The organism is Synechococcus sp. H55.11 (assembly GCF_047462475.1).
In the GTDB taxonomy this organism is placed as follows: Bacteria; Cyanobacteriota; Cyanobacteriia; order Thermostichales; family Thermostichaceae; genus Thermostichus.
The window spans coordinates 1467-14310 of record NZ_JANSJI010000286.1 but is presented as its reverse complement, the minus strand read 5'-3'; the positions used below and the strand labels follow the sequence as shown (position 1 = coordinate 14310).

General features: G+C 58.1%; 13 protein-coding genes and 1 tRNA gene. 8 read left to right on the top strand and 6 right to left on the bottom strand.

Going from position 1 to position 12844, the window contains the following annotated elements; genetic code table 11:
- On the bottom strand, nt 1-178 hold a 178-nt coding region (locus NW853_RS11450), incomplete at its 3' end, for a phage integrase N-terminal SAM-like domain-containing protein (protein WP_414349070.1).
- A 174-nt stretch (nt 179-352) separates the two neighbouring features.
- Here NW853_RS11450 and NW853_RS11445 point away from each other — a divergent pair.
- The 3 genes from NW853_RS11445 (at nt 353) to NW853_RS11435 (ending at nt 2626) form a co-directional block, all read left to right on the top strand.
- Nucleotides 353-685 carry a hypothetical protein gene (locus NW853_RS11445; protein ID WP_414349069.1) on the top strand — a complete coding sequence of 111 codons (333 nt, stop codon included), beginning with the start codon at nt 353-355 and terminating at the stop codon, nt 683-685.
- A gap of 75 nt (nt 686-760) precedes the next feature.
- A complete protein-coding gene (locus NW853_RS11440; protein ID WP_414349068.1) occupies nt 761-1705 on the top strand; it encodes an ADP-ribosylglycohydrolase family protein in 945 nt (314 codons plus the stop codon).
- A gap of 192 nt (nt 1706-1897) precedes the next feature.
- A complete protein-coding gene (locus tag NW853_RS11435; protein ID WP_414349067.1) occupies nt 1898-2626 on the top strand; it encodes a type 1 glutamine amidotransferase in 729 nt (242 codons plus the stop codon).
- On the opposite strand, the gene NW853_RS11430 is transcribed toward NW853_RS11435, so the two are convergent.
- Nucleotides 2588-2770 (bottom strand): hypothetical protein, encoded by a 183-nt coding sequence (locus tag NW853_RS11430; protein WP_414334323.1) that lies wholly within the window; start codon nt 2768-2770, stop codon nt 2588-2590. The genes NW853_RS11435 and NW853_RS11430 overlap by 39 nt on opposite strands.
- A gap of 162 nt (nt 2771-2932) precedes the next feature.
- On the opposite strand from NW853_RS11430, the gene NW853_RS11425 reads away from it, so the two are divergent.
- Complete coding sequence (locus NW853_RS11425) at nt 2933-3511, top strand: Uma2 family endonuclease (protein WP_414334321.1); 579 nt, start codon at nt 2933-2935, stop codon at nt 3509-3511.
- 289 nt (nt 3512-3800) lie between these two features.
- Here the strand turns inward: NW853_RS11425 and NW853_RS11420 are convergent.
- Nucleotides 3801-3874 (bottom strand) — tRNA-Asp (locus NW853_RS11420).
- A gap of 49 nt (nt 3875-3923) precedes the next feature.
- On the opposite strand from NW853_RS11420, the gene NW853_RS11415 reads away from it, so the two are divergent.
- The gene (locus tag NW853_RS11415) at nt 3924-4412 is read left to right on the top strand and encodes a hypothetical protein (RefSeq protein WP_414334319.1); all 489 of its coding nucleotides are present in this window, start codon (nt 3924-3926) and stop codon (nt 4410-4412) included.
- Nucleotides 4413-4455: 43 nt separating this feature from the next.
- Here NW853_RS11415 and NW853_RS11410 read toward each other — a convergent pair whose 3' ends face one another.
- On the bottom strand, nt 4456-6111 hold the full coding sequence (locus tag NW853_RS11410; RefSeq protein ID WP_414334317.1) for a protein kinase domain-containing protein: 1656 nt from the start codon (nt 6109-6111) through the stop codon (nt 4456-4458).
- A 282-nt stretch (nt 6112-6393) separates the two neighbouring features.
- On the opposite strand from NW853_RS11410, the gene alaS reads away from it, so the two are divergent.
- Nucleotides 6394-9063 (top strand): alanine--tRNA ligase, encoded by a 2670-nt coding sequence (gene alaS / locus NW853_RS11405; protein WP_414349066.1) that lies wholly within the window; start codon nt 6394-6396, stop codon nt 9061-9063.
- Between the two features lie 142 nt (nt 9064-9205).
- Here the strand turns inward: alaS and NW853_RS11400 are convergent, their stop codons facing one another.
- Nucleotides 9206-9424 carry a hypothetical protein gene (locus NW853_RS11400; RefSeq protein ID WP_414349065.1) on the bottom strand — a complete coding sequence of 73 codons (219 nt, stop codon included), beginning with the start codon at nt 9422-9424 and terminating at the stop codon, nt 9206-9208.
- Nucleotides 9425-9926: 502 nt separating this feature from the next.
- Between NW853_RS11400 and proX the strand changes: the two genes are divergently transcribed.
- The gene (gene proX, locus NW853_RS11395; protein ID WP_414349064.1) at nt 9927-10967 is read left to right on the top strand and encodes a glycine betaine/L-proline ABC transporter substrate-binding protein ProX; all 1041 of its coding nucleotides are present in this window, start codon (nt 9927-9929) and stop codon (nt 10965-10967) included.
- Nucleotides 10967-11926 (top strand): ABC transporter permease, encoded by a 960-nt coding sequence (locus NW853_RS11390; protein WP_414335065.1) that lies wholly within the window; start codon nt 10967-10969, stop codon nt 11924-11926. Before proX ends, NW853_RS11390 begins: the two co-directional genes overlap by 1 nt.
- 115 nt (nt 11927-12041) lie before the next feature.
- Here NW853_RS11390 and NW853_RS11385 read toward each other — a convergent pair.
- Nucleotides 12042-12844, bottom strand: an 803-nt coding sequence (locus NW853_RS11385) for an RNA-guided endonuclease InsQ/TnpB family protein (protein ID WP_414349063.1), incomplete at its 5' end; no start/stop codon positions are given.

The following is a 12844-nucleotide window of genomic DNA, read 5'->3' as shown; positions in this document are numbered from 1 at the left end:
CCGCCACCCTCTCCTCCACCGCTAAGTGGGTTAAGAAGGCATTGATCTGCTCGCCACCCATCTCCTTGGGGTGTCGCTTGTTGTGAAACAAGATATATCGACGGATCCGGAGAAGATAAAATTTCTCAGTCTGGTAGGAGTAGTGCTTGACTCGGAGAGCATCACTGACCTGCTCCAAAGGTTGTTGGTGAGGGGGCGCTGGGGTTGGTGGGTAGTAGAGGCGAATAGCGAAAAATTTACATAATATAACAAATCACTGCACCCGACTGGATGCTAGGCTATCTTCAGCACTCTAAGTCATTGACGGCGGGTGAGTTCAACTGTTAGGAGTCCTTCCGACAAGGTGCCAATTATGAAAAGCAACTATGACCTGACAACAAGAGATGGCTTTCGGAGCGCAATCAAAGATCTCCGTGAAATTCCTGTTCTTGGCCAAATTTATGCTCCGTTCTTTTGGATCGCTGATAAGGTCTTTGATTTTCTAGAACCTGGGAAAGCCGTAGAGAAGCAATCGAAGGTAGCCGTTGACTTAATCAAGGCAGGCAAAGAACACGGGGCAAAGCGGATGAAAATTATGATGGATGAGCAGGCAGGCTTCCATCTAGATGTCCCCATTGAGGGGGTAAAAGTGAATGTTGGTGCTGGTAGTAAAGGAAAGGTTTTAATAGATATTGAGTACTCCTAACTCATCGCTGCAGGCGCGACGGCCCTGACGGGCCGCGGACTGAGCTCAAACGTTACCCCACTTGGGAGAACACAGATGCAGCAACAAGACCGTTTCCGCGGGTGTCTTCTCGGTCTTGCCGTTGGGGATGCTATCGGCACTACCGTTGAGTTTCGCCCACGGGGAAGCTTTACACCGCTGACGGATATGGTCGGCGGAGGTCCATTCCATCTCCGTGCAGGCCAGTGGACTGATGATACTTCGATGGCGCTTTGCCTGGCAACCAGCCTTGTTGAGTGCAACGGGTTCGACGCTCATGATCAAATGAGGCGTTATTGCAAGTGGGCCGAGACGGGTTACTTGAGCAGTACTGGGACATGCTTCGACATAGGTTCTACGACCACCTCTGCATTGCGCAGGTTTCGCCAGACAGGAAACCCCTTTGCCGGGTCAAGCGATCCGCGCTTAGCCGGCAATGGATGCATAATGCGGTTAGCGCCGATTCCTATGTTCTTCTTCCCGGACCTGCAAGCAGCAGAACGATTTGCAGCGGAGAGTTCCCGAGTTACTCACGGTGCGGCGGAATGCCTAGACGCTTGTCGTCTTTTGGCGCGGATCATTTGTCGGGCGTTATCTGGTAGCTCAAAGGATGAGGTTGCTCTGGGTGACAGCCAGACATTCGTGGGGGCCGAGAAGATCGTTGCGATTGCCCGTGGAGCCTACTGTCAAAAGCCGGAAGATGAGATACGCGGCTCCGGGTATGTGGTGGACAGTCTGGAAGCGGCGATGTGGTGTTTCGTTCGTTCCCACAGTTTTGAGGAAGCGGTTCTCATGGCGGCAAATCTAGGCGACGATGCCGACACAACCGCTGCGGTATGTGGGCAAGTGGCAGGAGCGTACTATGGTGTACAAGGAATTCCTGTCGCCTGGCTAGAACGGCTTGCGTTACATTTGGAGATTGCGGAGCTCGCTGACCGGCTGTACAGCGCGAGCAAGAAGAGAGCGGCATACCGTTATGTTGCCAGCCCTAACAGCTTGTGAGTGATGAGAAGGGATCCCATCTCGTCTACTCTTTACTCCTAGTAGAGATAAAACCGGAAGCAGTGACAGCTTAGAGATCCCCAAGCATGACGCAATCGGCAGATCGAGAAGAACTTCAGCCTTGGGAAACTTGACCTTCTAATCCCGGAAGCACTGCCAGCAAGGGAATCCCAGGAGCTATGCTGGACTGCGGTGTTAGTCATTGAAATCAGTATGCGTGCCTATTACTTACAACATGTGCCGTTTGAGGGTCTCGGCTACATAGAGTCCTGGCTCAAAGCCAAGGGATATCCGGTAACGGGCACAAAGTTTTTTGAATCGACGAGATTGCCTAGCCTGGATGAATTTGACATGCTCATCGTCATGGGCGGCCCTATGAGCGCCAATGATGAAAGGGCGTTTCCTTGGCTAGTGCAGGAGAAGGGGTTTATCCGCAATGCCATTGAGGCCGGCAAGTCGGTTTTGGGCATCTGTCTGGGGGCACAACTGATTGCCAGCGCAATGGGTAGCCGAGTGTTTCCAAATCCCGTTAAGGAAATAGGTTGGTGGCCGGTACAAGGGGTACAGCCCCCTGATGAGCTAACCTTTCGCTTCTCGCCCTCAATTGAGGTTTTCCACTGGCACGGGGAAACTTTTGAGCTGCCACCCGGTGCAATTCACCTTGCCAAGAGCGAAGGCTGTGAGAACCAGGCCTTTCAGCTTGGGCGCTCAGTGATCGGCCTCCAGTTTCACTTGGAAACCACGCCAGAAGCGGCGCAAGAGCTTGTCTCCCACTGCCGCGACGAACTGTTGCCATCTACATATGTGCAATCTGAGGCAGCCATTCTTGCAGCTCCACCCGAAAAGTACCAAGCAATAAACAGTTTGATGGGTGAGGTGCTCTCATTCTTGTGCAGTCGTGGCAGAACCGACCACTTCTAGGGGCACTTCAGCAGGGGCCGCGGTGTAGCGGTGCAATTCTTCTAGGGCCAAGTTGAGCTTGTACATCGGGTCTGAGGTGCGGTAGTTCGGCTCCAGGTGAGTCCGAAACTGTGGCGGCAGGGATCCCGTGGGGCGAAGATTCAAAAAAGTCGTCGCTTAATTTTTGATTCAGGATCCCCTGCTCGGCAGCAGTCTACTCCAATTTGCTGGCGAACAAAGGGCCGGTCGCTAGCTCGCCTGTCGGTCTCCAAGGCAAAACGCCCTGCAATTTATAGACAATAGACAAATAAACGCCCAATTCCTGCCATGACGACTTTGACGCTCAATTTAAGCCCTTTGATAACCCTGACGCGGGCGAATTTTATCCGGCTTTGTGCCGCTAATCCTGAGCTGAAGTTGGAACGCACTGCCCAAGGAGAGCTGGTCATCATGTCTCCAACCGGGGGAGAAACGGGCCACTGGAGCGCCGAGATCACCACAGATCTAACTCTTTGGAATCGGCAATCGGGCCGGGGCAAAACATTTGATTCCTCCACCGGCTTTTCTCTGCCTTCGGGCAGCGACCGCTCTCCCGATTTAGCCTGGATCCCGATTGAGAAGTGGGAAGCTTTGGATCCGGAAGCCCGTCAGGGCTTTCTGCCCTTGTGCCCCGATTTTGTGGTGGAGATCCTCTCGCCCACCGACTCTTGGACTCAAACCCAGGCCAAGATGCAGGAGTACATGGACAACGGCTGCCGGCTGGGATGGCTGCTGGATCCCAAGGGCAAGCGGGCGATGATCTACCGGGCAGGGAAGGCGCCGGAATTGCTGGAAGACCCGCAAACTCTCTCAGGGGAAGAGGTGCTACCCGGCTTTACCTTGCCCATCCGCCAGATCTGGTCTTAGCTGCATCCTGCAACGTTTAGGGCCTACGGCCCGCTAACGGGAAGGGAACCGGCTCCTCGCAGACACAATTCAAACCTACGATGGCCCTATCTACATTGCCGATGCCGTTTGCAACACGCCCTGCCCATGGTCATTCCAAAGGAAAACATCCTCTCAGCGCTGCTTCCGGTCTTTGGGGGAATGCAGCCACCCTCCTACGAGCGAGGGAAAAGAGCCTGGGAGCGGTCAGCGCTGCGTGGCCATAACGAGACTGCAGGAAACTTCCTAGGTTAGAGTGTGTTCAGGAGTACGGGGCTGACGGGGCTCGAACCCGCAACTTCCGCCGTGACAGGGCGGTGCTCTAACCAATTGAACTACAGCCCCAATCGCTGCGAATATCTATTTTGAATCTGGATGAGGATTGTTGTCAATCATGGTGGTGAGTCTGGCAGGGCAGGCCGCAGCCCTTGTGGATAGCGCTCCGCAAAATGGGATCCCAGCAGCGGTGATGCAACAGGTGGCGGATGTGCTCACCCAGGTGGCCCAACATCTGGATCACCTGCAATACACCACCTTGCGCTATCCCGATGGCGGCTGGCTGACGGTGCGGGTGGTAGAAAAGCCCGACCAGACAGAGTCCTCGCCGGGAGGCGAACCGGTCAGCCATGTGTGGATCCCGGCTTTCGGCCACCTGGAAGACGCCCAGGCCACCCTGGCGGAGCTGAGGGAGCGAGCGCCGGAGTTGGAGACTGTGTCTTTTGGGGTTTTGGAGCTGTTGTTCTTGGCGTTGGGCTTTTCCCGGGCTGATGGCATTGTCTTTTACGACCAAGTTGGGAATCGGCAGCAGGGCAAAACCGTGGCCTGCCGAGCTCTGACAGAACAGGTCAACCAATCCCTTCGCAGAGGGGCCTCCCCGGCTTGATGACACTTATCACAAAGCCGGATCCCCGCTCTGCCACCCCCTGTCAACTCAAGATGGCCCCCTGTCGGCGGGCAAACTTCCGCAGCTTCTCGTCCATCCGTGCCCCCCGCAGATCGGCTTTGCAAAAGTTGGTAAAGCGCTTGCTCTGGTCTTCTGGATGGCGAGCCAAACGAACCCTACCGGTCACAGACCAGAGCACCGAGCTGGCCACCAAAAAAGCGATCCCAGCCGCTCCCAACGCATAAACCAAATCACCCGTGGTCAGGCGGACCAGCAAAAAGGCCAGGATACCCGAGCCCAGCAGCCCCCCTAAGCCCGCCAGGATCCCTCCCAACGTCTTGGCCGATCCAGACAGTCGACCCAAAACCTGCAGCCAATAGGGTTGAGGGGTGTTGAAGAGGATGCCGCGCAGATCCGCCCCCTGCAAGTTGGCCCCTGAGAAATCGGCTCCACGCAGATCAGCCTGGCGCAAATCGTAACCGGCTAAGTTTTGGTTGGCAAAGGACTTTCCCCGCAGATCGGCCCCCGCCATGGAAGGGATCCGCGGTGGAGTGGCCGGCTTGATCCGCCCGCCGCTGGTGATGCTGCTGGCTCGGCTCACTTGGGCGAAACCGGTGCTGCTCCCCCACTCAGAGGGGATGGCTACCGGGCTGCCGCCCGTCATTCCCCCCGCGCTGGACTGAGGGAGAGGAGTGGGCGAGAAACCGCCGGAGCGGTGCTTGGCCCAATAGCCGGAGATCACCGAGGAGCCTGGAGACAGGGGAGAGTCGGACAGCACAATGGGCTGGGAGATGGGGCCGCCTACCTTCTCCACCGGGATCCCTTGCAACGCCCGCAAAACCTCGGTAGCGGTGGCAAAGCGCTGGTTGATGGCCGGCTGCAACATGCGGTGCAAAATGGCGTCGAATTCGGGGCTGAGCTGTAGGCAATCCGACCAATCCCACTCCCCCGTCTCATGGTTATAAAACCTGGCCGGAGATTGCAACGTCATCAGGTTGATACAGGTAGCCGCCAGAGCGTAGAGATCGCTGGAGGGACCGACCGCCTGGCCGGCCACTTGCTCTGGGGGAGAAAAGCCAAGGGAGCGGATCGCAGTCACCTCCGCCGTCTGCTCCTGGGCTGGCCCCAGCTCCTTCACAGCTCCAAAGTCGATCAACACCAGCCGCTGATCCTCCTTGCGGCGAATGAGGTTGGCTGGCTTAATGTCGCGGTGAACGGTGTTGTGGCTGTGGACATAGCTGAGGATCAGCAGCACCTCCTGCATCACCTGCCGGGCCTGTGCTTCCGAAAAGGGCCCATGGCGACGCATTTCCTGCGAGAGGGTAATGCCCTGGATAAATTCCTGCACCAGGTAGAACTTGCCACCTTCCTGGAAGTGGGCGTAGAGCTTGGGGATCTGGGAATGTTCGCCGAGGCGCTCCAACACTTGGGCCTCGCGATTGAACAGCTCCTCCGCCAACTTGGCCAGTTGCGGGGATCCCTCGACCGGGCGCAACTGCTTGATCACCCGCCAAGGTTTGGAAGGCATGTCCTCATCGCGGGCCAAGAAAGTAGCGCCAAATCCCCCCTGGCCGATGCGCTTGAAGGCCCGGTAGCGGTTGCGCAGCAGAAGGGGATGGCCACAGGCGGCACAGGTGGAGGCGTCGGCCGGGTTTTCCGGTTGCAAGCAGGCAGGGTTAAGGCAGTAGCAGTTGGACATACCTTTGGGGTTACCGGCTGGCGATCCGGACAACCGACACAGAGCCGAGAACTGGACAGGCCAGTTGTGATAGATACATACAGGTTAGACCAAGGAGAAACAAATTTTGCACAACTGCCTCAGCTAGGCTGATTCTAGCGTCTGCCCCCCCTGGGGATAATCGGAGAAATCGCTTAGTTTTCCGCGGATGAGGGCGGGGGAAACAAGGTCAAGACAACAAGGGCTAGACTGCCCCGCAGGCAGAAAACTTAGAATTGATAAATACACCCATCTTGCCCTGTCATGTTTCCAGCTCTTTCCGGTGCTGCCATTCGGCAAACGTTTCTGGACTTCTACGCCCAGCGGGGCCATCAGGTGTTGCCCAGCGCTTCCCTGGTGCCGGAAGATCCGACGGTGCTGCTGACCATTGCCGGCATGTTGCCCTTTAAGCCGATCTTTTTGGGACATCGGGATCCAGAGTACCCGCGGGTTACAACCGCCCAAAAATGTGTGCGCACCAACGACATCGAGAATGTGGGGCGAACGGCACGCCACCACACCTTCTTCGAGATGCTGGGCAACTTCAGCTTCGGCGACTACTTCAAAAAAGAGGCCATTGTCTGGGCCTGGGAGCTGGTGACGGAGGTGTTCGGCCTGCCGCCGGAACGGCTGGTGGTGAGCGTCTTTCACGAAGATGAAGAGGCTTTTGCCCTCTGGCGAGATGAAGTAGGGATCCCGGCCCACCGCATCCAGCGCCTGGGAGAGGCGGACAATTTCTGGGCTGCCGGCCCCACCGGCCCTTGCGGCCCTTGTTCTGAGATCTACTACGACTTCAAGCCGGAGCTGGGGGATGAGCGGATCGATTTGGAGGATGACTCCCGCTTCCTGGAGATCTACAACCTGGTGTTCATGGAGCTGAACCGGGATAGCGAGGGTCACTTGATGCCGCTGGCCAAGCAAAACATCGACACCGGCCTGGGGTTGGAGCGGCTGGCCCAGGTGTTGCAGGGGGTGCCCAACAACTACGAGACCGACTTGATCTTTCCCATCATTCAAACGGCGGCTGGGATCGCCGGGCTGAACTACGCCAAGGCCGACCCGGAGCAGCAGATCTCCCTGAAGGTGATCGGGGATCACGCGCGGGCGGTGATGCATTTGATTGCCGATGGGGTGCTTCCTTCCAATGTGGATCGGGGCTATGTGCTGCGGCGGCTGATCCGGCGGATGGTGCGCCACGGGCGGCTCTTGGGGATCGGCGAGCCTTTTACCATTCCGGTGGTAGAGACCGCGATTCAGTTGGCCGAGGCTGCCTATCCTCAGGTGCGGGAGCGAGAAACCCTGATCAAAACCGAGCTGCAGCGGGAAGAGGAGCAATTTCTCAAGACCCTGGAGCGGGGGGAACGGCTGCTGCTGGATCTGTTTGCTGCCGTCGAATCTTCCCCTGGCAACGGCGGCTCGCCAAAGCAGATCTCCGGTGCCGACGCTTTCAAGCTCTTCGATACCTACGGCTTCCCGCTGGAGCTGACCCAAGAAATTGCCCAGGAACGCGGCTTCAGCGTGGATCTAGAGGGCTTTGAGCAAGAGATGGAGAAACAGCGGCAGCGGGCCCGCGCCGCCCACCAGACCATCGACCTGACGGCCCAGGGATCCCTGGACGAGCTGGCCGATTTTCTCAGCCAAACAGAGTTTTTGGGCTACAGCCAATCTTCTGCCCGCGGCGTGGTCGAGGCCCTGTTGGTGGAAGGAAAATCGGTGCCCCAAGTTGAGGCAGGGCAAGCGGTGCAGATTGTCTTGGATCGCACCCCTTTCTATGCCGAATCTGGCGGGCAAATCGGCGACCGTGGCTACCTCTCCGGCGACGGCTTGCTGGTGCGCGTGGAAGATGTGCAAAAGCAAGGGGATCTGTTTGTTCACTTTGGCCGGGTAGAACGCGGGATCCTGCGGGTGGGGGATCCGGTGCAAGCTCAGATCGACTTGGCCTGTCGGCGGCGCGCCCAGGCCCACCACACCGCCACCCACCTGCTGCAGGCAGCCCTGAAAAAAATTGTCGATCCCTCCATCAGCCAGGCGGGATCCCTGGTGGCCTTTGACCGGCTGCGCTTTGATTTCACCCTCTCCCGACCCGTCACCCCCGCGGAGCTGGAACAGGTTGAAAACTTGGTGAACACCTGGATTGCCGAGGCCCATGCGGCTCAGGTGGCCATCATGCCCTTAACGGAGGCCAAAGCCAAAGGAGCCGTGGCCATGTTCGGGGAAAAATACGGCGCCGAGGTGCGGGTGATCGACTTTCCGGGCGTTTCGATGGAGCTGTGTGGTGGCACCCATGTCAACAACACCGCCGAGATCGGCCTGTTTAAGATCATCGCCGAGACCGGGGTGGCTGCCGGGATCCGTCGCATCGAGGCTGTGGCCGGGCCGGCGGTGCTGGAATACCTGAACGAGCGGGACAAGGTGGTGCGGGAGCTGAGCGCCCATTTCAAGGCCAAGCCCCAGGAACTGCCGGAGCGGGTCGCCGCCCTGCAGGCGGAGCTGAAGGCCGCCCAAAAAGAGCTGGAGGAGGTGCGCAGCCAGTTGGCTTTGCTGCAGGCCGAACGTTTGTTGTCCGCAGCGGCTGCCGTCGGAGATCTCAAGATCTTGGTGGCGGAACTGGGATCCACCCCCGCCGAGGCCCTCAAAACCGCCGCCGAGCATCTGCTCCACAAGCTGGGGCAAGGGGCGGTGGTGCTGGGCTCGGTGCCGGAAGCCGGCAAGGTCAGCCTAGTGGCCGCCTTTAGCCCGGCGGTGCAGCAACTTGGCCTGAAGGCAGGCTCCTTCATCGGCGAGATCGCCAAACTCACCGGGGGGGGCGGCGGCGGACGGCCCAACTTGGCCCAAGCCGGTGGCAAGCAACCGGAGAAACTGGCAGAGGCTTTGCAGGCGGCCCAGGAACGGTTGCAAGCAGAGCTGATCGCGGCGGCGGGGCGGAGCTCTTAACTTCCTTCTCCCCCTGAGAGAGGGCGGAGGGGAGGGAAGCGGCCCGGAGCGCTCGCGGTGCGTCTCCCACCTGAACCGCTGGCGGCTGTCCGGCCAAGATCCCCTCTGTTGACAGCGCGCTTTGAGGTGAACTCAGGTGAACTTAAATGCCGTCGTAGGGAACGGTGTCTCCGTACCCAAGATGCTCCTCGTCTGATGAGGCGGTGGGCTGCTGCTCTTGTGAAGAATCTGCCGGCTCCCCCTCATCCACCAACACCAGCACCCGCACAAGTTGATTTTTGGGCAATTGTTCCTGCGCCTGCACAGGCAAAATCAGTTGACCTTGGCTGTCGGTGTGAGCCCAGAACTCGTGTGCTTTCATGCTATCTACCTGGGATGGCGGGGAAAGAAAATCTTATACCAGCTTGCCCCAGGCTCTGCCACAGCCACGGGATCCCTACGCCAAGCTCGCAACCCAGCCCGCATCCGTTGCCGCTTCTGGGCGCGCAGAAAAGAGCCGGGGATCCTGCCATCCCAAATGGGAATGGATCGGCTTCCAATCCTTCCCAACTTGACAGTGCTTCAAGCTGCTGAGGGATCCCCACTTGGTTGTTTTGCATACATGGGCCCAATCCTCAAAAAGACGGGGCTGTAGACCCAGCTTTTGAGTAAAAATTCTTCCTGCTTACAGTCTTGATGCAAATCTTGCCTGTCGTGTCTGAGGGCTGCATCGCAAAGCTGTTAAGATCGGCTCAGCACAGCGATGCCGATCAACAAAAATGCAAGTCAAGAGATGGTTAAAAATCAGTTAAAAACTGGAAATCTCTGGGTTAAGCATTCCAAGACGCATCGGTGTCATCTTGCACTTTGGAGCTTGTTTGGCAATGGTTAAGAGTTTGTTTTCGCTGGGCCGCTCTGCCGTCCTGTTGAGTTTGGGGTTGGCCTTTGTAATGGGATCCCCAGCTTCATCGCCGGTCTTTTCTCAGAGGAGAGCCGGGGCAGAGGGTAAGGTGATCCGGCCTGCTGCCTCGACCAATTTTTACTCGCTATTTTTGGCCGAGATCATCAACGAGGGGTTGCGGGAACTGGGCTATCAGGTTGAGCCCACGCAACAGCTTCAGGTGGCTTTGGCCCATGCCGCTCTGGCCAGCAACGACGTAGATTTTCTCACGGCCCATTGGGAAAACCTGAACTACCCGATGATTGTGAACAATGGCGGTGAAGAGCGGCTGCAGCGGGTAGGGGTGTTGGTGGACAATACGGTGCAGGGTTATTTGATCGACAAAGCGACTGCAGAAGCCCATGGCATCCAAAATCTGGGGCAGTTGCGCGATCCCCAAATTGCCCGCCTCTTCGACAGCGATGGCAACGGCAAGGCCGACTTGGTGGGGTGCAACCCCGGCTGGGGCTGTGCGGCGGTTACCGAACATCACCTAAAAGTTTATGAGCTAACCGACACCGTCCAGTTTGTGCAGGGGGAATATGACGCTCTGATCGCCGACACGATCACCCGTCTGCAACAGGGGGAGCCCATCTTGGCCTATGCCTATTCCCCCCATTGGGCAGGAGCTTTCCTGAAGCCCGGCGAGAATGTTGCCTGGCTAGAGGTGCCCTTCACCAGCTTGCCGGCGGAGCAGGCGGATGTCAGCACGGTTAACACCCTCGTGGATGGCCGCAATTTGGGCTTTGCGGTAGATCGCATTCGAGTGGTGGCGCGGGCAGACTATCTGCGGGACAACCCAGTGGCGCGGCGGTGGCTGGAGCTGGTTTCCATCCCCATCGAGGATGTGAATGCTCAGCAAAAGCGGGTTCACGACGGAGAGAGATCCCCTGAGGATATCCGCCGTCATGCGCTGGAATGGATTGCGGCAAATCGTCAGCTCTTCGACCGTTGGCTGCAGCAGGCGAGGCAGGTGGTCAGGTAATGGCGGATCTCACTCTGCTCTGGAGTGGCCTGCTGGATCCCTTTGATCAGGTGCGCATCCCCTTGGAAAGCTGGGTCAGCAACGGCGTCCAATGGTTGGTTGCCCACTTTCGGCCTGTGTTTCAGACATTGCGGTTGCCCATCAACAGCTTGCTGCGCAGCCTGCAGCACCTCCTTCTCGCTACCCCTCCAACGGTGGTGCTGGCAACTCTGACGGCGGTGGCCTGGCAACTGGCGGGTCGCCAGGTGGGGATCTTCGCCTTTTTGGCCCTCAGCCTCATCGGCTTTGTCGGCGCTTGGCAGCCGGCGATGGTGTCTCTGTCTTTGGTGCTGACGGCTGTTGCCATCTGCCTGCTTCTCGGGATCCCGCTGGGGGTGCTGTGTGCCTGGTCGGATCCCTTTGAGAAGCTGTTGCGCCCGCTCTTGGATGCGATGCAGACCCTGCCGGTGTTTGTTTACCTGGTGCCGGTAGTTATGCTCTTCGGCATCGGAGAGGCGCCCGGCGTGATTGCCACGGTGATCTATGCCTTACCGCCCCTGATTCGCCTGACCAACTTGGGCATCCGACAGGTGCCCGAAGAGGTGGTGGAGGCAGCTTTGGCCTTCGGTGCTACTCCCCAGCAGATCCTCTGGGAAACTCAGATCCCTCTGGCCATGCCCACCATCTTGGCCGGGGTTAACCAAACCGTGCTTTTTGCCCTGGGCATGTCGGTGGTTACCTCCATGATCGCGGTGCCGGGGCTGGGGCTGGTGGTGCTGCGGGGTCTCAACGGCCTCAACGTGGGCATGGCGGCCACCGGCGGGCTTGGGATCCTGTTGCTGGCCATTCTGCTGGATCGGGTCACCCAACGGGTTGGGCAAGCAGACTTTCAGCGCTTTTGGTATCGGCGCGGGCCGATTGGCTGGGCCTGGCAACGCTGGCAGCAGTGGCGAATGCGCAGGCAGCGCGAACTTGGCTGAGATCTCTGGCCGTTTGGGCGTTATTGGAACGTTGCTCGGACTCTCCTCTCCCAACAGGGGAAAAGGGAGTACGTGACGTACTCCCGCACTCATGCTGACGCATAGAGTGCGGGCTTCAAGGACTACGTCCCGCTTCGCGAACAGTGACTCCTGCGCGATAGCAGGACATTTCCTGAGCTTTAAGAACGGGACGCCCCACCGCTCTGGATTTAATAATGAGTGCCGAGTTTTGGTCTCGGCCAATACTCAACCCGCAATGCGGACAATCATGCCACCGCTCATCTAGCTTTTTGGGCACATCTCGACCGCACCCTGAACACTCTTGGCTGCTGCCGCGGGGATCCACTGCAATGGTCAGCAACCCAGCTCTCTCGGCCTTGGCTGCCAGAATTTGCAGGAACTGACCCCAACCGGCATCATGGACAGACTTGGCCAACCTTGTCCTGGCCAGACCTTTGATGTTCAACGCCTCATGGGCTATGTGCTTCCTTGTCTGCACAAGTTTGTGGGCGGTTTTGTGGTGGAAATCTCGGCGCTGGTTGGCCAGTTTCTGGTGCACCTTGGCCAGGCGTTTCACCGCTTTCTTGTAACGGTTTGACCTTTTCTTTTGCCTGGATATGGCCTTTTGCAACCGCTTCAGCTTCTTCTCCGTCCGTCGATAATGTCGGGGCACCTTAACCGATTCCCCGCTATCCGTTACCAAAAAATCATCAAGGCCCAGGTCTATCCCAATTGTGTTTTCCCACGCTGGGGTGTCAGGGTTCAATTCAGGGACAGACGGAGCCTGCAAACTCAAGGTCACGTACCACCCATCAACCTTGCGGGTGAGGGTTGCCGTTTTGATCACAAACCCCAAGGACTCCGTCCCGCTAGCGCGAACGGGAACCAGGACCTTGGTATTGACCAAGTCTCGTTTTT

What these genes read in the sequence shown, in the direction of transcription:
- NW853_RS11445 (WP_414349069.1), top strand. Translation starts at nt 353, where the DNA reads ATGAAAAGCAACTATGACCTGACAACAAGAGATGGCTTTCGGAGCGCA.
- NW853_RS11440 (WP_414349068.1), top strand. Translation starts at nt 761, where the DNA reads ATGCAGCAACAAGACCGTTTCCGCGGGTGTCTTCTCGGTCTTGCCGTT.
- NW853_RS11425 (WP_414334321.1), top strand. Translation starts at nt 2,933, where the DNA reads ATGACGACTTTGACGCTCAATTTAAGCCCTTTGATAACCCTGACGCGG.
- NW853_RS11415 (WP_414334319.1), top strand. Translation starts at nt 3,924, where the DNA reads ATGGTGGTGAGTCTGGCAGGGCAGGCCGCAGCCCTTGTGGATAGCGCT.
- NW853_RS11410 (WP_414334317.1), bottom strand. Translation starts at nt 6,111, where the DNA reads ATGTCCAACTGCTACTGCCTTAACCCTGCCTGCTTGCAACCGGAAAAC.
- alaS (WP_414349066.1), top strand. Translation starts at nt 6,394, where the DNA reads ATGTTTCCAGCTCTTTCCGGTGCTGCCATTCGGCAAACGTTTCTGGAC.
- NW853_RS11400 (WP_414349065.1), bottom strand. Translation starts at nt 9,424, where the DNA reads ATGAAAGCACACGAGTTCTGGGCTCACACCGACAGCCAAGGTCAACTG.
- proX (WP_414349064.1), top strand. Translation starts at nt 9,927, where the DNA reads ATGGTTAAGAGTTTGTTTTCGCTGGGCCGCTCTGCCGTCCTGTTGAGT.
- NW853_RS11390 (WP_414335065.1), top strand. Translation starts at nt 10,967, where the DNA reads ATGGCGGATCTCACTCTGCTCTGGAGTGGCCTGCTGGATCCCTTTGAT.